The sequence below is a fragment of the Sphingobium sp. WTD-1 genome (assembly GCF_030128825.1).
Classification (GTDB): domain Bacteria; phylum Pseudomonadota; class Alphaproteobacteria; order Sphingomonadales; family Sphingomonadaceae; genus Sphingobium.
The window spans coordinates 113,618-133,138 of the sequence record NZ_CP119128.1 but is presented as its reverse complement, the minus strand read 5'-3'; the positions used below and the strand labels follow the sequence as shown (position 1 = coordinate 133,138).

The window sequence follows — 19,521 nt, the reverse complement described above, 5'->3', positions numbered from 1 at the left end:
GAATGCCTGACGGGCACGGCGCCAGCATGTTGTGCTGAAGAGAGGCGCTGTTTCACTGACCCTACGGACTATCACGGATGGCCCGAGAGTGCCCGCGCGTGGAAACGGTCCTCATGAACCTGTCTTTGGAACTTGCGGTCGCCACTGCCTTGGTGGTGCTGACCATCTTCATCCATCTTGGCGGGATCGCGCTTCTCCTCGCGCTGCTCCGCCGTCATCGCGGAAGGCGAACCGTTCGCACGCTCTGGCATGAAGGATTGGGGATCCTGGGCGCGGCCGGCGGCCTGTTCGTTCTCCATGCCCTTGAAATCTGGCTCTATGCAGGCTTCTACATCGCCGTCGAGGCGCTCAGGAGCTTCGAGGCGGCGCTCTACTTTTCAACCTCTTCCTACACGACGGTGGGATATGGGGATGTCGTCCTCGACGAGCGCTGGCGTCTGCTCGGCGCGATCGAGGGAGCGAACGGCCTCATCCTTCTGGGATGGTCGACCGCGTTCTTTGTCGCCATCGTCGGCCGGATCCGCGGGCTTGAGAACGAGGTTCAGGCGCTGCCATGAAGGTAAAAACGCGCTGGCTTGCAACCGCCCTGCGCCTTTGCTCATGAAGGAAGGCGCGGGTTTCACAATCAGACCCTTGCAGCTCGGCCCGCCGCTCGGGGCGGGAATGCATTGGCTCAAGATCAATCAAGAGGGAAACAGGTGACCCATCAGCTCACGATGAAGTTCCACGGTGCGGCAGGCACTGTCACCGGCTCATGCATGGAGCTCGCGCTAGGCGCCCGCTCGATCCTGGTCGATTGCGGTCTGTTCCAAGGCTCGCGCAGTCTCGAGGCGCTCAACCTCGGCAGCTTCGGGTTCGATCCGCGGAGGATCGACGCGGTGATTCTGACCCATGCGCATATCGATCATTGCGGCCTTCTCCCCAAGCTTGCGGCCCAGGGCTATGAGGGTGCGATCTGGTGCACGCAGGCCACGAGCGACCTTCTCGAATTCATGCTGGCCGATGCCGGCAGGATCCAGGAATATGAGGCGGAGCGCCGGAACCGACGGCGCGACCGCGCCGGCGACGCGCTGTTCGAACCTCTCTACACCGAAGAAGATGCGATCAGCGCGTGGCGGCTTTCTCGTCCGGTCGCGCTCGGGAACTGGTTCGAACCCGCCCCCGGGTTCAAGGCCAGGCTCTGGAACGCGGGCCATATTCTCGGCTCAGCCTCGGTGGAGCTCTATGCCGGCGGGGCACATATCCTCTTGTCGGGCGATCTCGGGCCCGACAACAAGGCGTTCCACGCCGATCCCGCCGCGCCCAAGGGCCTCGATCACGTCGTCTGCGAATCCACATAGCTGGCCGGTGCCGCCAGTGTGCCGCTGCCGGAATGCGCAGCAACAATGTCGGGCTCTGACCCGGTCGTTGTCATCGGCGCTCACCTGATGCCGGCCGCGCATTCTCTTCGTGCGAGGCAGCCAATCGGTGAGTCCAGTCTGCCTTTGCCACGATCACTGCGAAGCAGAACGCCATGACCAGGAAGAAGCAAATCGATGCGCCGAGCATGGCCAGCTCCAAGTGAAGTGCACCCGAAATGGTGTGCGGCGCTCTTGGGGCCAGATAGCCAGCTTGTCCTGTAAATCGTTGTAAATAGGAGTTCGGGATTACGGCCCGCGGTAGCCAAGCGGCGTCCGTTCGGGCATGGCGGCTCATCGCAATTGCCGCCGGACCGTTGCAATGACTTCGCAGCTCTCGTTGTTCGATGCAAAGGACTATGACTTCCTGGCGCCGATCGAAGAAACCCTGCCCAAGCAGTGTGCGGCTGCGCAGGGTTTGATCGGTTTCGAGCAGAACTCCATGCGTGCGGTATTGCCCCGCCGTTATCTGCACGGCCTCGATCTCGCGCCGCGAGCGGTGCGGCCGTTCGGTCGCGCTCTGGTCCTATACGGAACCGGCGAAGATTTCGTGTGTGTCGAGATGAGCTGGGGACTGCCTGGCGAAGGTGTTCCGCTGCTTCTCGCGCGCGGCGGCCTGTGGCCTGCGTTTGGCCATGGCGTTCACGAACAGCGCTGTGTCGTTGTCGCGGACAGCATCCTGCTCGCACCCGGTGTCGATGCGGCCAGCCTGCGCGCGCGCGTCCAAGCCGCCGATGACGAGCCGCTCTACCTCGGCGGTCTATGCCGCATGACAGCAGACGGCGCGGCCTTCTCGCTGATCGAGCGCCCGACGACCAGGTCACTGCGACAAGCAGGATCGACCGCTCCCATGTTGATCGAAGAACAGCACGTCTGGAGCTGGCTGAACAGCAGGCTCGCCGCTCTTCGGCCTGATTTGCGTAGAATGCATCGTCGCTGCTCGATAAGCCTCATGCCCGAAAGCAAGTCCTGAATCCGAAGAGCACTTGCAGCCAGCAGTGACTGGGGACACGATCCCACCCTGATCATGGATCGGTTTAGACCGAGGGTGGGCACGGAACATGGTCTGCCAGGAATGTTTTCAGGGAGCATGACAACTGCTCGCCGCGCCCATCTGCTGATCACGCTCGTCCTTGCCGGCCTCCTCGTCGCGGAGCTCATCGTCCTGACCTATCGGGGGCGCTGGCTTCACAGCTTCCTTGTGGTCTGCCTGCTCGTATTCACCGCCGCACCGCTTGCGAGGCGTCTTCACAGCGGAGCCGCCCTGATACCATCCGAGATACACCTAGTCGGCGTTCTTTTCGCCTTTGCTTCCATTTTTCTGGGCGAGGTGCTCGACTATTACGAACGCATCTGGTGGTGGGACGACGCCCTCCACGCAACCGCCGGGCTGCTACTTGGCCTGGTCGGCTTCATGCTGGTCTATGCGCTCAACAAGAACGAGCATGTCGACATGCAGATGCCGCCTGCCTTCATCGCCATGTTTGCCTTCTTCTTTTCGATCGGCGTGGGCGCGCTTTGGGAGATCTTCGAATATGCCATGGACAGCTTCGCCGGCTTGACCATGCAGAAGCCGACACCCGGCGATCCCACGGGATTGTCGGACACAATGACCGATCTCATCGTCGATGCGGTTGGAGCGGCTGCCGTGTCCCTGGCTGGCTACCGCTATATGCGGCAACCGCGCAAAGCCTATCTCGATAGCTGGGGCCGGCGTTTCATAGAAAAGCATCCCCGTCTGTTCGAGCGCTAGACCATGGGCTTGCTTGTCATGTATGGGTCCTGCAGCGCCGCTCCCTGGGCTCGGCCATAATCAGGCGCCGAAAAGCTCGGGGTCGCACGGTCGTCCCCCCCAATGGTCAAGCGATCCAAGATAAACGTGAGTGAAACGGCCTGACCTTTCCTGCCGATTCCCGCCATCCTATCATCGACAAAAATCACACCCTTTCTCCGCGAGAGTTTCACCATTCGTCATGAGCCGCAGCGACGTTCACTTCGGTTCGCCATGCGCCATCACTTCCGACGAGAGCCGCTTCATGGCGGCCATGGGCCAGCTTATCGGCGGAGTGCCGGTTGCAGCGGACAGCATCGCGACCCTGCCATTGAGCACGGGCGCTTACGCTATCTTGCTCCGCCTGGACGAGAAGGTGGTCTTTTCCAGCCGATCCGGCTCCGATAGCTTCGGGCCCGGCTGGTACGTCTACGCGGGGAGAGCCTACGGCCCCGGAGGCCTGCGCGCCAGAATCGCAAGGCATCTGAAGCGCAGCAAGACGCTTCGCTGGCATATCGATCACCTGACCTCAGTAGCCGCCACCGCGCAAGCCATTGCGGTAGAGGGCGGCAACGAGTGCGCGATCGTCGGCACTCTCATCGGCTCGGGCTTGTTCGTTTGCACGGCCAACGGCTTCGGCGCGAGCGATTGCACGACTTGCCCCTCGCATCTGTTACGGCCGGCGGCCGGTTGACGCACAATTGCGGCTCCCGATAGATTGCGCGCATGCGCAAGGCCGGCCTCCTCTCTGCAGTCGTCATCCTCACCGCGGCGTGCAGCGCGGCGGCGGGCGGCCGGTCATCGATCGCCGCTGCGGCCGGACGGGACACGCCCGCGTCGCGCGGAGCCGCTTTCGCGCGCGCCCACTGCGCCGCCTGCCATGGCGTCGGGGAGGGCAGCTCGCCAAGACCGGAAGCGCCGAGCTTCGAAGCGGTTGCGAACGCACGGGGTCTCACGCTCGACACGCTGAAGCCCTGGCTGCGCGATTCGCACAATTTCCCCGAAGTGATGAAGTTCGAGATCGCGCCTGGCCATGTCGATGACCTCGCCGCCTATATCTTGACGCTGCAAAGCGCGGATTACCGGCCGCCAATCCAGTAACTCCGGACGTCTCCCGCGCCTGGCTTTGCTGCCCATGCAACCTGCCGGCGCGCCTACGTATATCCCACAAATGAAGCTGGCTCGCGGGGCGGCTACAACTCGTCGCGTGAGCCAAATGGAGGACGGGAATGCCGATCAGGGATCTTCTCGCGGTTGTCGATACCGGCGAACAGGACGGGCAGTTTCTGGAAGACGCGATCGCCTTTGCAGCTTTTCATGATGCCAGGCTGTCCTTCGTCGTGCTCTCGGCGATGCCCGCGGAAACCTATGCGCTGACAATGGGGCCGCCTTACGTCTTCCTCGACGATTACGCTGAAGCTGTCAGCGCCAAGGAGGCGCGGATCACCAAGGCAGCCGGCGCCGCCAACATCGAAGTGCGCACGATCTCCGATCAGCCGGCCGTGATCTTCTCGAAGGCGGCCGTCTATGCGCGCTATGCCGATCTCGTCCTGTTTGGTCCCAGAAGCGCCTATGAGCATCCGCCGATCCGCCGCGAGACGATCGAGAGTATTCTGTTCGCTTCCGGACGGCCGGTCCTCGTGCTCCCGCAAGGTCACCGCCCCGGCGCGGTCGACCATCTGGCGATTGGCTGGAACGCCACGCGTGAGGCGACGCTCGCCTTGCGGGAAGCCAAGGCGCTGGCCGATCCCGGCGCGAAGATCGACGTCCTCGTGCTGAACGGCAAGCCTAGTGAAAAAGGCCATGGGTCCGAGCCTGGCGCCGACATCGCACGGCATCTCGCTCGCCACGGCTTCGATGCCGATGTGGTCGCATTGTCCCGCGGCGACGGCTCGGACGCCGAGGCACTCATCCGCGGCGCGCGGGAGCATGGCGCGGCGATGCTGGCGCTTGGAGCCTATGGGCACTCGCGCCTGCGGGAAATGATCCTGGGCGGTGTCACCCGGGACCTCATCGACGGCGCTGAGATTCCGCTGCTCTTCGCCCATTGACAAGACCCCCCGCCCCGGAGCTTGTCGGCGTTTTCGCCACACGCTCCGGAGCCTGACCCCGCCGCCTCTCGAGACCCCCCGGCGGCGGGGTCGCTTATTCTTCCTGCAAGACCGCAGCTGCCCGCGACGGCGGACCCGATGGCCGCCCGCACGATCTGTTTGGTGCCACTCGCGTCAGCTGCCTCGCTCCCGCTCCGCGGCGGCGATGACAGCAATCGTGCGGACGAAGCTGTCCGGGTTCAGGGATATCGAATCGATGCCTTGCGCGACGAGGAAGGCGGCGAAGTCGGCGTGATTGCTGGGCGCCTGCCCACAGATGCCGATCTTGATACCCGCTGCATGGGCCTTGGCGATGACGTCCGCGATCATGCGGGTCACGGCCTCGTCGCGCTCGTCGAACAGGTTCGTCAGGAAACCAGAGTCACGATCGACGCCGAGCACAAGCTGGGTCAGGTCGTTCGAGCCAATCGAGAACCCGTCGAAACGTCGGGCGAATTGTTCTGCGAGGATGACGTTCGAGGGTATCTCGCACATCATGTAAATTTGCAAACCGTGTTCGCCGCGCCGCAAACCGTTTTGCGCCATCGTTTCGAGCACACGATCCGCTTCGGCCGGCGTCCGGCAGAACGGCACCATGATGATGACATTGGAGAATCCGAGCGTCTCGCGAACCCGTTTGAGCGCCCGGCATTCGAGGGCGAACCCCTCGCGGTAGCGATCGTCGTAGTAGCGCGAAGCGCCGCGAAAACCCAGCATCGGGTTTTCCTCCTGCGGCTCGAAGGCTTCTCCGCCTAGAAGGTGCGCATATTCGTTGGTTTTGAAGTCGCTCAAGCGAACGATGGCGGGGTGGGGGTGGTAAGGACTGGCAAGCTTCGCGATCCCGCGCGCCAGCACGTCGACGAAGTAGTCGGCCGGATCGTCATAGCCACGCGTGAGCGCCTCGATCCGGCGCTGCGTCTCCGGATCGGTCCGTTCCGGATGAACGAGCGCCATCGGATGCACTTTGATCAGCGAGTTGATAATGAATTCCATGCGCGCGAGGCCGACGCCGCGCGCCGGCAGACGCCACCACTGGAACGCGGCTGCCGGATTGGCGATGTTGACCATCATCGCGGTCGCAAGCTCGGGGAGAGCGCCCACGTCGACGTCTTCGATCTCAAATTCGAGCTCGCCCTCGTAGACCGCGCCGGCGTCTCCTTCTGCGCAGCTTAAAGTGATGCTCTGCCCCTCCTGGATGAGGCGGCTCGCGTCACCCGTGCCGACGATTGCTGGCACGCCGAGTTCCCTTCCCACGATCGCGGCATGGCTGGTCGTTCCGCCGTGATCGGTGACGATGCCTGCGGCGCGCTTCATAATGGGGACCCAGTCAGGGTCGGTGGTCTCGGTGACCAGGATCGCACCTTCCTTGAAGCTCTCGATATCCTTGGCCGTTCGGATGACACAGGCTCTGCCGACCGCGATCGCGCTGCCGATCGCTGCTCCCGTCGCGATCGGTGTGTCCTTCTGCTTCAGGCTGTAATGGCTGAACGATGTGCGACTGGTCTGCGCCTGGACGGTCTCCGGTCTCGCCTGGACGATGTACAGCTTGCCGCTCTCGCCGTCCTTCGCCCACTCCATGTCCATGGGGCGTGCGTAGTGGCGCTCGATGGCCGCGGCCCAACGCGCCAGCTGGATGATGTCCTCGTCACCCAGGACGAAAGCCTCCCGCTCCTTGAGGGTCGTGTCTTCGATGCGGGTGCGCCTGCTGCCGCCTTCAGCGTAAGTCATGCGCGTCGCCTTCGCGCCCAGGCTCTTCTCGATGATCGGCACGGCGCCCGGCGTGTCGAGCAGAGGCTTGAAGACGACATATTTGGCGGGATCGACCGAACCTTGGACCACGGTCTCGCCCAGTCCCCAGGCCGCGCTGATGACGATCGCACCGGGGAAACCGGTCTCGGTGTCGATCGAGAACATGACGCCTGATCCACTGAGATCCGACCGGACCATCTGCTGGACGCCAATGGACAGGGCGACCTCGAGATGGTCGAACCCCTTGGCTTCACGGTAGCTGATCGCGCGGTCGGTGAAGAGCGATGCGTAGCAGCGCCGGCAGGCCTCCAGGAGGGCGCGGCTTCCGCGCACGTTGAGGAAGGTTTCCTGCTGACCGGCGAAGCTCGCGTCTGGAAGATCCTCCGCCGTTGCGCTGCTACGCACCGCCACCGCAGGGCGATCTGACCCGATGCGCTCACCGAGCTCCAGATAGGCTGCCTGGATTTCGTTCGCGAGGGATGCGGGAAATTCCGCCTCGAGGAAGCGCGAGCGAATGGCTTCGCCGGTTTCCTGAAGCGTCGCAGTGCCTGCGTGATAGGATGAGAAAAGCTCTTCGATCTCGGGCGTAAGACCGTTCTCCTCGACGAACAGACGGTAAGCCTCGGCGCTGGTCGCGAAGCCGGCGGGTACCCTCATCCCGTCCGCGGCGAGCGCCACGGTCATCTCGCCCAAGGAGGCGTTCTTGCCGCCAACACGCGGGATGTCGGCGATCCCGACATCTTCGAACCAGATGACGAAAGAGCTTGGCATAGGCGACCCTCTTCCTGGCTAGCTTGATGGGTGGAGTACTTTGCGGAAGGCAGCTTGATGCTCCTTTCCGCCATTGTCTCTAGGTAACGCTCCGGAGGTCCGCCGCCAATCGCCGTCCGGCGGGACGAGGTGCAGGGACGAGCAGCTGCTCGCAGTCTTCGAGCAACAGCTAATCCCCGCGGTACACACAGGTTGTCGAGAGCATGTCCACAAGGCAATGCACAGGCGCCCGGGAACCTCGGCGACGTGCTTGCGCGTTGAGGGACATACGGGCCGCTACGGTGGAGGACAAAGGGAAGCGCAGCCATGGACGTGACGGTTTTCAGCACCAAGGCATATGATCGGCGCTTTCTGGATGAGGCCAATGCGGCGAAAGGCGCGCCGCACCGGATGCGCTATCTCGAAGTTCGCCTGACCGAGGAAAGCGCGCTGCTCGCAGCAGGGACCTCTGCCATATGCGCGTTTGTGAACGATGTGCTCGATCGCCCGGTCCTCACGCGGCTTGCTGCCGGCGGCACAAAAATGCTCGCCTTGCGCAGCGCTGGCTTCAATCATGTCGACCTTGCCGCCGCGAACGAGCTCGGCATCGCCGTCGGCAGGGTCCCGGCATATTCGCCGGATGCGGTTGCAGAACACACCGTCGGACTTATCCTGACGCTCAATCGCAAGATCCACAGGGCCTATGCGCGGGTTCGCGAAGGGAATTTCGCGCTCGACGGCTTGCTTGGCTTCGATCTCAAGGGCCGCACCGCAGGCGTCGTCGGAGCGGGGAAGATCGGCACCGCGGTGGCGCGGATCCTTGCCGGCTTTGGCTGCCGCATCCTTGTTCACGATCCGGCGCCGACACCCGAGATTTGCGCGGCCGGCGCCGAGATCGTCGATCTGCAGACCCTGTTAGCCTCCTCCGACATCATTACTCTTCATTGCCCGCTGACGCCGGAGACGCGGCATCTGATCGACGGCAATGCGCTGTCGCGGGTGAAGCGAGGCGTGATGCTCATCAACACCGGACGCGGCGCGCTTGTCGACACCCGGGCCTTAATCGAGGGGCTCAAGAACGGGGTGATCGGCTATCTCGGTCTCGATGTCTACGAGGAAGAGGGCGACCTCTTCTTCGAAAACCTGTCGGACGAGATCCTGCAGGACGACCTCTTTGCGCGGTTGCTCACCTTTCCGAACGTGCTGATCACCGGCCACCAGGCCTTCTTCACCGTCGAGGCGATGACCGCGATCGCGGCGACCACGATCGATAATCTTACCTGTTTCGAAAAGGACCAGCGGCCGCGCCACCCCGTGGTAGCGAGCGCCCGATCTTCTGCCGTCGGCGGTAGCGGGAACGGGTAGGGCCGCCGGTCGAACCGGTCATGCCGGCTGATCACAGTGGCCGCGGCGCGGCGGGTTCCCATGGCGCAATCAAGCGGGACGAGCGCCTGGCCAATGTCGATCCGCTTCGCGCCGGTGCTAAGATGTTTGCGCCCTCTTCGGCTCGGTCGCCTTGCAGGTGGCAAGAGCGGATGCCGGGCGTTGCCGTCTAGTTGTGCGGGGGAGGGCGGCGAGCTCGGCCGAGCATCAGGCCGGTTGCGGCACCTGTGGGTAGAGGCGGCGGATCTCCTCGGCCTGAGCGAGATCGTGACCCGGGTTAAGGACCGCGGCAGCGCCGGCTGCGACACCGAAGCGGAATGCGTCCGTGATCGACCAGCTGCAGCTCAGCGCGAAAACCATTGCTGCGAGGAAGCTGTCGCCCGCGCCCACGGCGCTCTTCGCGTCGACTTCCAGGGCAGGCAGAATCTGCGCGCCGTCAGGAGTCGCCAGGAGCGCGCCCTCATGTCCCATGGTCACTGCGACATATCTGGACTGGCCTGCGCGGACGATCGCCATGGCAGCTTCGCTCACGTCCTCGATCGCGGCGAGATCTTCGCCCACGAATTGCCGAAGTTCGCCGATGCTCGGCTTGATCAGGAACAAGCCGCCCTCCGCCAGGCCGCCTTTCAGGCCTGGACCCGAGCTGTCGAGTACCATCGGTATTCCGCGCGTCGCCATGATCGTGGCGACGCGGCCGTAGAAATCCTCCGGGACGCCAGGCGGCAAAGAGCCGCTCGCGACCAGGAAATCGCCCTTGGCCTGAGCGAGCTGTTCGAGGCAGGCCTGCCATTCGGCGGAGGTAAAGCTCGGACCCTGAGGAACGAACCGATACTCCTTGCCGGTTTCCCGCTCGAGAACGGCCGAGCTTACCCGCGTGTGACCCTGGATGGGAATGCGATTGCGTACGAGTTGATGCAGGTCGAGCAGGCCGTCGAGAGCAGGCCCTGTGGCGCCGCCTGAGGCATAGTAGCTCCGTGCGTTGCCTCCGAGCCGAACGAAGACCCGGGCAACGTTGATGCCGCCGCCACCGGGCGAATAAAACTCCGCCTCGGTCCGCATCTTGCGCGTATGATAGACCTGCCCCACTTCGTAAGCGACATCGATTGTGGGGTTGAGGGTGAGCGTCGAAATACTGGGCATGGATTACTCCGCTATTCAGGAGATCTAGGCTGGACAGGACGGTACGCGTGTTCAAGAAGCAAATCGGCCAAGAGACCAGAGGCTCCGTCCGCCAAGGCCGGCACATTTTCGCACCATCACGCCGCGCCGCTCCGCCCCATCCAGAGTATCTTCATCCTTTTTTCCGCGCCTGCTTCGATGCCGCGGAGACGTGGTCCTCACCCAATCGTTTCGAGCATGGGCTGCGCTGCGAGCAAGCGGCAGCTGTCGCGGTGCCAGTCTAGCGGGCTGCGCCTTTCGGTCTTTCCGGATGATTACGGATCGGCGCACGGCGCCGGGTCTGCGATACCAGGCGAAACGGAGGTTTGAGATGGCTATTCGCGACATACTTCTTCAGGCGAACAGTTACGCCGAAGCCACCCCGGTGGAAGCGATCGAGCGTGCACAAGCAGCCGCGGCGCTGATCGGAGCGAGGCTGTCGCTCGGCGTCTGCCGCGTGCACGTTCCTCCCGTATCGAACTGGCTGGCGAACAAATTGCTTCAGGCCGATCAGATCATTGCGGCGGAGAACCGCCGCAGCGAGGAGCAGGCGGACGCGCTGGTCCAGCAGTTTTCCGCAGTTGTCGACGAGTCGCGACGCGGCGAGGCCTTCGTCATCGACTGCCCCGGGCAGGTGACCCACTGGGCGCTTGCAAAAAAAGCGCGCGCTTATGACCTGACCATCGTTCCGGTCCATGGCCATCCCGCGACGCCGGCGATGGCTGAGGGCCTGGCATTCGAGTCGGCAAGGCCGGTGCTGCTCCTTCCAGGGGAGGGGGCAGCTCTGAAGTTCGAGCGCATCATCGTGGGGTGGGATGGAAGCCGTGTGGCTGCTCGCGCCCTCGCCGATGCGCTGCCGCTTTGCCATCAGGCCAGCTCCGTCGCCCTTGTCACCGTGACTCAGGACAAGGACGTGGGCCGCGACACGCCGGTTGCCGACGCCTGCCGCTTTCTCGAGCGTCACGGAATCACGGCCGAAATGGTAGAGGTGCCCGCTGGCGGGCGGGATGCGGGCATTGCCTTGCAGGCCTACCGCGAAGAGACGAAGGGCGACCTGTTGGTCATGGGCGCCTTTGGCCACTCGCGCGCGCGGGAATTCGTGCTTGGCGGCGCGACACGGTCCGTTCTCGACCATCCCAGTTGCCCGGTCCTGCTGGCTCACTGATCGTTCACGCCGCATCGGCGCGGTTGGCCGGTTTAGGCTTTAGCGGAGTGTGGCCAGCAGCCGATCGACGTCGACAGTGGCGAAGCTGACGAAAGAGTCGGCGAGGCCATAGGGCAGCAGCAAGGTCCGCTCATGTAGGAGAGCCCCGCAGCTGTAGACCACGTTCGGGACGTAGCCGTCCCGATCCTTTGGGTCAGTGGTGATCAATGGGGACGTGGAGCGTCCCAGCACGAGGGCAGGATTTTGCTTGTCGAGAAGACAGGCGCCAAGGCTGTAGTTACGAACAGGCCCGACGCCATGGGTGATCACGAGCCAACCTTCGTCGAGTTCGATCGGCGACCCGCAATTGCCGAGCTGCACAAATTCCCACGGGAAGCAGGGCCGCAGGATGGTCGCTCCATCCGTCCAATTGTAGAGGTCATTGGACCGAAGCAGCCAGATGCTTTCGTGATCGAGGCGCGCGAGAGCGGCATAGTGCCCGGCAATGCGCCTCGGGAAAATCGCAATTCCTTTGGTGTCGGATACATCGGTGCGCAGCGCGCTCAATTCAAAGCTTTGAAAATCGGTGGTCCGCAGCAGTTCCTGGCGGACGGTCTCGCCCCCGGCTGCGGTATAGGTCCCCAGGTAGAAGCTGTAGCCATTCTCCTCCTCGAAGCGAGTAAGCCGCAGATCTTCAAGGCCATGCCTCTGACGGAAGGTCACGGGGAAAATAACCAGCGATGAGATGTCCGGGAAGCTTCCGCAGGTCAGGCGGACCCCGGGATCGTCAGCCTCTCCGCCCGGCAGCGGCTCGACCCGCGGCGGAGTCGAAATGGCGCTGACCGGATCGAGCTCCACATGCGAGCCGTCGAAATGTCCGGTCCGGAAAGTGATGGACGAGAGATGACCTTCTCCGACAGCGCGGAGCGAGAGCAGGAAGCGGGACGCTCCGGCGACCTTCGCCGCCTCGGGGTGCGGCACGATGCTCGGATTGAAAAGGGCGGCGGATTCGTACGAATATTCAGCGCTCATATAGGCGCCGATGAGGAGCATCTGATCCTTCGTCAGTCCGGGGGAGGGGATTGCAGGGGGGCAGACAAGGTCGTTGCACCGCCGCAGCAGCACCTGCTCGACGTCGCCGTGACGCCCGGCAAGACTGGCGAGGATGCGCTCAAGCTCGGAGCGGCATGTCTGTGCGTCAAGTGCGACGATCCGCTCGATGATGCGGCCGATCCTGGATCGCAGCGCAGGATCGGGCACGGTCGGATCGTCGCCCGGGACGAACGGCCGAATGACGACCCGCGAGGGATCTGCGCGCAAGGTGGGCCCGAGTTCGCGGACAAGGCTGTGGTTGATCAACTCGAATCCCCGCTTCGATGAAGACCAAGCCGGGCCTGCTGCGGATGCAGGCGGAGGACGGCAGGTCTGGAGTGCTGCAGGCCGTAACGCGCGATCGGCAATTCCGCTTCCCCGGGTCTCGCATCTCTACGCTGCAAGTTGTACCCTGCTGCAACGCAACAACAACTCGAGATTGCGAGAAGGCGATGGCTGACGACGGTTTGATGGCTACGGACTTCTGGAACACCTTCGTGGAAACCCAGCTTGCGGCTGCTGCACCAAGCATATCGATCGTATCGGAACTCGTTTCCAGTGCCCAGGGAGCGGCAGGGCAGTTCGTACAGCAATGTCAGCGCGACGCGTTGAGGTTGGCGTCGCGGCGTCTCGAAGCAGACATGACGCTGGTGGGCGAACTGGGCACCGCGCAGTCACCCGGAGATATTGTTGCCGCCTTGACGTGACCCCCTGGTTTCCACCAGCGGGGATTAGAGCCCGGCAGCTTTGTTGCGCATGAGCGCGGGTTGAGCAATGGCCTGCGCAGCGGAGCCCGTAGGGCGTAGCGAAGCAGGCCATTGCTTATCTAGTTCAGCGGCGAACGCCGCTGGGGTTTCGTATCCAAGGGCTGAGTGCGGTCGCTCCCGGTTGTAGTCGTCGGCCCAGGCGGCGATCGCCACGCGAGCATGGTCCAGGCTGAGGAACAGGGTCTCGTTGAGCAGTTCGTCGCGCATGCGACCGTTGAAGCTCTCGACGTAGCCGTTCTGCATCGGCTTGCCCGGAGCGATGTAGTGCCACTCGACGCCGATCTCCCCGCACCAGGCGAGGACCGCGTTCGAGGTCAGCTCGGTGCCGTAGCACATTGGGAAGCGGCCCCTCGAAGGGGCGCACCGCCTTGATGAAGGCAAGGGCGCGTAGCGCCCGCAGGCTTCATCAAGGCGGTCATGATCGGCCCGCAGGTCTCTAAAGTGAAGTTGTCGACTCAACCCTTTGGAGACAGACCGACCATGACCAAGCGTAGCTCTAATCCCACCGACGCCGTGCTGGTAGCCATCGATATGTCCAAACACCGCCAGGAGGTCCTGATCGAACGTCCAGAAGGCGGACCCCGACGTCGCATGACGGTGATGGCGACAAAGGCAGATTATGATCGCCTGGCCACGGATCTTAGCGACATCGGGCGTCCGATCATCGTCGGCTTCGAGGCTACTGGTAACTACCATCGCACGCTGGCGCATCGCCTGCTGTCCGCCGGCTTCGAGTTGCGCTTGATCTCGTCCGTTGCCTTGGCTCGAACGCGCGAGGCTCTGCACAATGGCTGGGACAAGAACGATTCCAAGGATGCGCAAGTGATCCTGCACATGCTGCGGATTGGCGCCACCCAGCGATACGTCGATCCGCTCGCCGCCGGGATCAACGACCTGCAGGAGATGTCGAAAACGCACGAGGCGATCTCCAAGGCTAAGACGCAGACATGGCATCGCATCCTGACCCACTACCTGCCGCTCTATTTCCCGGAGATTGAACGCTTCGCTGGCAACAGCCGATCCGACTGGTTCCTTGCTCTGCTCGAACGATTCCCGACCCCAGCCAGCATGACTGTGCTCGGCCAGGAGACTTTCTCCCGCGAAGCATGGGACTTGGTCGGCCGCAAGGTGTCCAAAGCCCGGCTGATCAACGATATCTACGAGACCGCCTGCGCCTCCGTGGCGCTACCTGTCGACGAGGATTCCGTCTCGATCGCTATGTTCCGCATGGTGATCGCCCAAGCACGCAACCTGATCCGACAGCGCGACGAGATCGAGCGAACGGCGCATGCCATGCTGGCCGAAAACCGCGATTATCAGCTCTTGCGCATGATCCCCGGCATTGGGCCCATCAATGCGTTGACCATTCTCGCCGAGGCAGGCGATCTACGCCGCTTCAGCCATCACCGCCAGTTCCTGAAGTTCTGCGGTCTTGATCTTGCGACCCGGCAGTCCGGCACATTCCGAGGCCGCACGATGCTGTCCAAATACGGTAATGCGCGATTGCGGCGGACCTTTTGGATGGCTGCCCAGGTCGCCGCACGTCAGCGCAACAACAGTTTCCGCGACAAGCTCGGACGATACACTGCCGGGCACGCGGACGATGCCGATCGTCGCCGCAAGGCGATGACGGCGCTCACCGCCAAGATGGCGCGCGTTGCCCATGCCGTCATCAAGACGGGGACAGAGTACCGACCGTTCCTTGAACGGTCGGATGCCAGGTGGAAGGACCCCTCTCTGCAAGTGCCGTGAGGGCGCGAAAGCGACCCTGTAGATAATGTTCGGGCCTTCCACCTGGGTGCGTATCTCGTTCTAAGGACGGTGAGGACCACGGCCGCTTCGGCGCCGCTGGATCCTGTGTTTGCTATGGCAGGGAGCGATCCCGTTGACGGTGGAAGCCATCTGGCTCAGAATGCATGCCTCGCCGCTCAATGTCGGCGCATAGAGATCTGTTGACCAAATCTCGCTTTCCTTCGTGACCCAGGACGTTGTCGCTGACGATAATGCCGGGCTTGCCGCGCTCGGCGATGAGGTCGGTTAGCTCGCGCACGACCCTGCGCCCCGATATCGACGTATCCGGCACCGCACGCAGGCACTCGCGGGTCACATCGTCGACGATGTTGAGCACCCGGAACCGGCGTCCCGACGCCATCTGATCGTGCACGAAGTCCAGGCTCCATCGCTGGTTGGGCAACGCCAGCACAGGCGCCGGCGCCCGCGCACCAATGGCGCGGCGACGGTTCCTTCGTCGTCGGACCGCCAGCTTCTCCTCGCGGTAGAGCCGCTGGGTCTTCTTGCGGTTGATCACCACGCCCTCCCGCCGCAGCAGGATGTGCAGCCGGCGATAGCCGAACCGGCGGCGCTGCTGCGCCAGCTCGCGCAGCTTCGACCGAAGATCGGCATCATCATCCCGCTGCGACCGGTAGCGCATGCTCTTCCGATCAGCGCCGATGACACGACACGCCCGCCGCTCACTCATCCCCAGGGCTGCCTGGAGACGAGCGACCGCCTCTCGCTTGGCAGCGGGCGTCACCAATTTTTTGCGAGGAGGCCCTTCAGGCCTGCGTTGTCCAGCATCGCATCGGCCAACAACCGCTTCAGCTTGGCGTTCTCGTCCTCCAGCGCGCGCAGCCGCCGCGCCTCGGACACCTCCAGGCCGCCATACTTGGCCTTCCAGTTGTAGATCGTCGCTTCCGACACGCCGTGGCGCCGGGCCAGCTCGCCGGTCTTCGCACCGGCCTCGGCTTCCTTCAGCACCGCAATGATCTGCTCTTCCGTGAACCTCGATCGCTTCATCGTCCGTCCGTCCTTCAGGGCCGGACTCTAATCACACTTGGAGGAAAATCAGGGGGTCACGTCAGCCTTGTCAAACGGCGTTCAAAAGGGACCCCCGATCGGCGTCGAAGAGGGACCCCTTTTCGGATATGATGTTGGTTTGTTGAAGATGGCCTTGCGCTGCGTGCGGCGGAGGGCGGGCGTAGCCCGACCGGAGGCGCGCGCAGCGCAAGATAGATTTTTGAAGGCGCCGAAGGTGGCTGTCAGCTGCGGTTTTTGAAGCGCCAGCTGTCGTTGCCCGTCTCGACGATATCGCAGTGGTGGGTGACGCGGTCGAGCAGCGCCGTGGTCATCTTGGGATCGCCGAACACGGTCGGCCATTCACCGAAGGCGAGGTTCGTGGTGATGATGACGCTGGTGCGCTCATAAAGCTTGCTGATGAGGTGGAACAGCAACTGCCCTCCCGAGCGGGCGAACGGCAGATAACCGAGCTCGTCAAGCACGATCAGGTCGAGCCGCGACAGCTGCGCCGCCAGGGTCCCGCCTTTGCCGATCCGGGTCTCCTCTTCGAGGCGTGTCACCAGATCGACGGTGTTGAAGTAGCGGGCGCGAGCGCCCCTTCGCACGACATTGGCGGTGATCGCGATGGCGAGGTGGGTCTTGCCTGTCCCCGTGCCGCCGACCAGCACGATATTGCGGCGAGGCGGGAGGAAGGAGCCGTCGTGAAGGGAGCGGATCATCTCCTCATTGATCGGTGTGCCCTCGAAGCTGAACCGCTCCAGGTCCTTCACCACGGGCAGCCTCGCAGCCGTCATCCGATAGCGGATGGAGGCTGCATCCCGGTGGGTCGCCTCGGCACGGAGCAGGTCGGTCAGTATCTCCATGGTGGTGCGCTTGCGCTGGAGGCCGGTAGTGACCGCCTCGTCGAACGCCGCCGCCATGCCCTTGAGTCCGAGGCCGCGCATCGTGTCGATCATATCATGCCGCTGCATCATAGCCTCGCAGCAGATCATAGCGGGCACAGTCGGCGAGCGGAGGATGCTGCAGCATCCGGTCTTCCGAAGTGACGATGCTGTGGGGTGTCGCCGGCTCGCGGCGCCGGGAGAGGATGTTGAGGATCAGCTCGTCGCTGGCCGTTGTCATCGGTCGTGCAATTCTCCGCAAAAGTGGGCTTTGAAAATTCCCTAGTTGGTGGCCCCTTCATCTCATTCTGCCGGGGCTAGCCCCGGCAGAATGAGATGAGCCGACATTGTCCTCATCTCCTTTGCAGACGCGGAGACGGGGCCGATGATCCGACTTGGAGAATTGATGATGATCCTCGAACTACATCGACAGGGCGTATCGATATCCGCCATTGCCCGACGCACTGGTCGCGACCCCAAGACCATCCGAAAATATATCGAACGGGGCATCGAGGCCCCGGTTTACGGCCCGCGCATGCTTGGCCGACCGAACAAACTGGCACCCTATCTAGAATTTTTGCGTGAACGAGTGACGGCCTTTCCCGATCTGACGGCGGCGCGTCTGACGCGGGAAATCCGTGAGCTGGGGTATATGGGCGCCTATACCGCGGTAAAGCGGTTCCTGGCAGCGATCCGACCGGAAAACGGCCCCAAGCCCTTCGAGGTTCGCTTCGAGACGCCGCCTGGCGTGCAGGCACAGGTCGACTTTGCCCGGTTCGTCGTCGAATTTACCGATGAGCCCGGCGTCAGCCGGATCGTCTGGCTGTTCAGCCTGGTGCTGGGCCATTCGCGCTTCCTGTTTGCGCGCTACGTCATGCATCAGGATCTCCAAAGCCTGTTGCGCTGTCATATGCAGGCCTTTGAAGCGCTCGGCGGCGTCCCGATCGAAATCCTCTACGATCGCATGAAAACCGCCGTGACCGGGGAAGATGATCAGGGCCATATCATCTACAATCGATCATTGCTGGCTCTGGCCGGGCATTATCGCTTCGTGCCACGCGCCTGCCGTCCCTATCGGGCCAAGACCAAGGGAAAGGTCGAGCGGCCGTTCAGCTATATCCGCAAGGACTTCTTCCTGGGCCGGAGCTTCCGCAATCTGGACGATCTCAATGTCCAGCTGATCGACTGGCTCGATACCGTCGCCAACGTCCGTGTCCACGGCACGACGCAGCGGATTATTGCTGAAGCCTTCGCCGCCGAGCAGCCTGAGTTGCAGCTGCTTCCGGCGGGCCGCTTTGACGCTGTTCTGAAGCTGGAGCGCCGCGTCAGCCACGATGGGATGGTCTCGGTCGGCGGCAATTACTACAGCGTTCCCGATCGCACCCGGCGCGTCGTCGAAATCCAGCAGTTGCCCGACAAGATCCGGATCGTAGACCGGGGCCAGGTCATTGCCGAGCACCCGGTTCTTGAGGGGCGCCGGCAGTGCAGGATCGATCCTGCGCACCGGACAGGCAGCAGCGGCGCCAAGCGCCGTATCCATGGTAAAGAGGTAATCGCCATCGGTCGTGTAGGCGAGCATGTCACCGTGCGCTCCCTGGCCATCTATCAAGCGATCGGCAGCCAACTGGCGCGGGGAGAACGGCCATGAACCATGGGGGTGCCGCATCCCGCGTCGATAATATCCGCCGCAGCCTGGTCCATCTCAAAATGCCACGCGCCCTGGAGATGCTCGACGCCACCCTGCGCGGCATAGAGCAGGGCAAAATCGATGGCATCGAGGCCATCGACATATTGCTGAACGAAGAACTGTCGCTCCGGGAGAACCGCAGGATCAAGGCAGCCCTGCGCATGGCAAGGCTGCCGATCATCAAGACGCTGGACGGATATGACTTCTCCTTCCAGCCATCGCTCGACCGGAACCGCATCCTGGCGCTCGCTGGCCTGGACTTCATCAACCGGGCCGAGGTGGTGCATCTGCTGGGCCCGCCCGGTACCGGGAAAAGCCATATCGCCACGGCCCTTGCCGTCGAGGCCGTGAAGGCGGGCAAGAGCGTCTACTTCATCCCGCTCGCCGATCTGATCGCTTCACTGACCAAGGCTGAACGCGAGGGCACGTTGCGCGAGAAGATCCGCTTCCTATGCCGATCCTCCCTGCTCGTCGTCGACGAGATCGGGTATCTTCCCGTCACGCCCGGCGGCGGCAATCTCTTCTTCCAGCTCGTCAACGCCCGATATGAAAAGGGTGCCATGATCCTGACGTCAAACCGCGGCTTCGCCGAATGGGGTGATGTCTTTGGCGATCCGGTGGTGGCCACCGCGCTGCTCGACCGCCTTCTTCACCACGCTGTGGTCATCCAGATCGAGGGCTCCAGCTATCGCATGCGACAGCACGCCGACCTGCTGCCCGAGCATGCGCGCATGGCACCGTCCAACAACCCGCCGCCCTTGCCAAAGCGGCGCGGCCGCCCGCCAGCAAAGGAAAAGCCCGATCTCCATCACGGCTGATCACCGACACAAACCCTCCCGCCAAACTAGGGAATTTT

General features: G+C 63.2%; 16 protein-coding genes and 4 pseudogenes. 13 read left to right on the top strand and 7 right to left on the bottom strand.

The genetic code is table 11. From position 1 onward, the window contains the following. The first annotated feature begins 113 nt into the window (after positions 1-113). The 7 genes and pseudogenes from N6H05_RS25840 (at position 114) to N6H05_RS25810 (ending at position 5,219) form a co-directional block, all read left to right on the top strand. Positions 114-557, top strand: coding sequence for an ion channel (locus N6H05_RS25840; protein WP_021224309.1), 444 nt, complete (start codon positions 114-116; stop codon positions 555-557). Positions 558-758: 201 nt separating this feature from the next. After that, positions 759-1,337 (top strand): annotated as a pseudogene (locus tag N6H05_RS25835) (MBL fold metallo-hydrolase); the annotation flags it as partial. A 382-nt stretch (positions 1,338-1,719) separates the two neighbouring features. Then, the gene (locus N6H05_RS25830) at positions 1,720-2,370 is read left to right on the top strand and encodes a hypothetical protein (RefSeq protein WP_122129185.1); all 651 of its coding nucleotides are present in this window, start codon (positions 1,720-1,722) and stop codon (positions 2,368-2,370) included. Between the two features lie 75 nt (positions 2,371-2,445). Further along, the gene (locus N6H05_RS25825) at positions 2,446-3,150 is read left to right on the top strand and encodes a DUF2238 domain-containing protein (RefSeq protein ID WP_234831434.1); all 705 of its coding nucleotides are present in this window, start codon (positions 2,446-2,448) and stop codon (positions 3,148-3,150) included. Positions 3,151-3,370: 220 nt separating this feature from the next. Next, the gene (locus N6H05_RS25820) at positions 3,371-3,862 is read left to right on the top strand and encodes a GIY-YIG nuclease family protein (RefSeq protein ID WP_122129183.1); all 492 of its coding nucleotides are present in this window, start codon (positions 3,371-3,373) and stop codon (positions 3,860-3,862) included. Positions 3,863-3,894: 32 nt separating this feature from the next. Next, positions 3,895-4,269, top strand: a complete 375-nt coding sequence (locus N6H05_RS25815) for a c-type cytochrome (RefSeq protein WP_020820414.1) — start codon at positions 3,895-3,897, stop codon at positions 4,267-4,269. Positions 4,270-4,397: 128 nt separating this feature from the next. After that, on the top strand, positions 4,398-5,219 hold the full coding sequence (locus tag N6H05_RS25810) for a universal stress protein (RefSeq protein WP_122129182.1): 822 nt from the start codon (positions 4,398-4,400) through the stop codon (positions 5,217-5,219). 174 nt (positions 5,220-5,393) lie between these two features. Here the strand turns inward: N6H05_RS25810 and ppsA are convergent, their stop codons facing one another. Continuing rightward, positions 5,394-7,778: a phosphoenolpyruvate synthase gene (gene ppsA, locus N6H05_RS25805; protein ID WP_185707890.1), complete on the bottom strand. Its 2,385-nt coding sequence runs from the start codon at positions 7,776-7,778 to the stop codon at positions 5,394-5,396. A 306-nt stretch (positions 7,779-8,084) separates the two neighbouring features. Between ppsA and N6H05_RS25800 the strand changes: the two genes are divergently transcribed. Then, positions 8,085-9,122, top strand: a complete 1,038-nt coding sequence (locus tag N6H05_RS25800; protein ID WP_122129180.1) for a 2-hydroxyacid dehydrogenase — start codon at positions 8,085-8,087, stop codon at positions 9,120-9,122. A gap of 225 nt (positions 9,123-9,347) precedes the next feature. On the opposite strand, the gene N6H05_RS25795 is transcribed toward N6H05_RS25800, so the two are convergent. Continuing rightward, positions 9,348-10,280: a 1-phosphofructokinase family hexose kinase gene (locus tag N6H05_RS25795; protein ID WP_185707892.1), complete on the bottom strand. Its 933-nt coding sequence runs from the start codon at positions 10,278-10,280 to the stop codon at positions 9,348-9,350. A 349-nt stretch (positions 10,281-10,629) separates the two neighbouring features. On the opposite strand from N6H05_RS25795, the gene N6H05_RS25790 reads away from it, so the two are divergent. Further along, a complete protein-coding gene (locus tag N6H05_RS25790) occupies positions 10,630-11,463 on the top strand; it encodes a universal stress protein (RefSeq protein ID WP_122129203.1) in 834 nt (277 codons plus the stop codon). A gap of 39 nt (positions 11,464-11,502) precedes the next feature. Here N6H05_RS25790 and N6H05_RS25785 read toward each other — a convergent pair whose 3' ends face one another. After that, on the bottom strand, positions 11,503-12,801 hold the full coding sequence (locus tag N6H05_RS25785; protein ID WP_021227185.1) for a glycoside hydrolase family 130 protein: 1,299 nt from the start codon (positions 12,799-12,801) through the stop codon (positions 11,503-11,505). Between the two features lie 17 nt (positions 12,802-12,818). Between N6H05_RS25785 and N6H05_RS25780 the strand changes: the two genes are divergently transcribed. After that, positions 12,819-13,241 carry a hypothetical protein gene (locus N6H05_RS25780; protein ID WP_180275703.1) on the top strand — a complete coding sequence of 141 codons (423 nt, stop codon included), beginning with the start codon at positions 12,819-12,821 and terminating at the stop codon, positions 13,239-13,241. A 24-nt stretch (positions 13,242-13,265) separates the two neighbouring features. Here N6H05_RS25780 and N6H05_RS25775 read toward each other — a convergent pair. Continuing rightward, positions 13,266-13,628 (bottom strand): annotated as a pseudogene (locus tag N6H05_RS25775) (integrase core domain-containing protein); the annotation flags it as partial. 153 nt (positions 13,629-13,781) lie between these two features. On the opposite strand from N6H05_RS25775, the pseudogene N6H05_RS25770 reads away from it, so the two are divergent. Further along, a pseudogene (locus N6H05_RS25770) lies at positions 13,782-15,075 on the top strand (IS110 family RNA-guided transposase). Between the two features lie 213 nt (positions 15,076-15,288). Here the strand turns inward: N6H05_RS25770 and N6H05_RS25765 are convergent. The 3 genes and pseudogenes from N6H05_RS25765 to N6H05_RS25755 form a co-directional block, all read right to left on the bottom strand. Next, a pseudogene (locus N6H05_RS25765) lies at positions 15,289-16,097 on the bottom strand (IS3 family transposase); the annotation flags it as partial. Between the two features lie 242 nt (positions 16,098-16,339). Further along, positions 16,340-17,068 (bottom strand): IS21-like element helper ATPase IstB, encoded by a 729-nt coding sequence (gene istB, locus N6H05_RS25760; protein WP_031304487.1) that lies wholly within the window; start codon positions 17,066-17,068, stop codon positions 16,340-16,342. Beyond that, a complete protein-coding gene (locus tag N6H05_RS25755) occupies positions 17,055-17,219 on the bottom strand; it encodes a hypothetical protein (RefSeq protein WP_420228688.1) in 165 nt (54 codons plus the stop codon). The genes istB (N6H05_RS25760) and N6H05_RS25755 overlap by 14 nt, the downstream gene beginning before the upstream one ends. A 144-nt stretch (positions 17,220-17,363) precedes the next feature. On the opposite strand from N6H05_RS25755, the gene istA reads away from it, so the two are divergent. Beyond that, entirely contained in the window at positions 17,364-18,626 is a 1,263-nt protein-coding gene (istA, locus tag N6H05_RS25750; protein WP_119750086.1) for an IS21 family transposase, read from the top strand. After that, positions 18,623-19,483 carry an IS21-like element helper ATPase IstB gene (istB, locus tag N6H05_RS25745; RefSeq protein WP_119750084.1) on the top strand — a complete coding sequence of 287 codons (861 nt, stop codon included), beginning with the start codon at positions 18,623-18,625 and terminating at the stop codon, positions 19,481-19,483. Before istA ends, istB (N6H05_RS25745) begins: the two co-directional genes overlap by 4 nt. Positions 19,484-19,521: the final 38 nt, after the last annotated feature.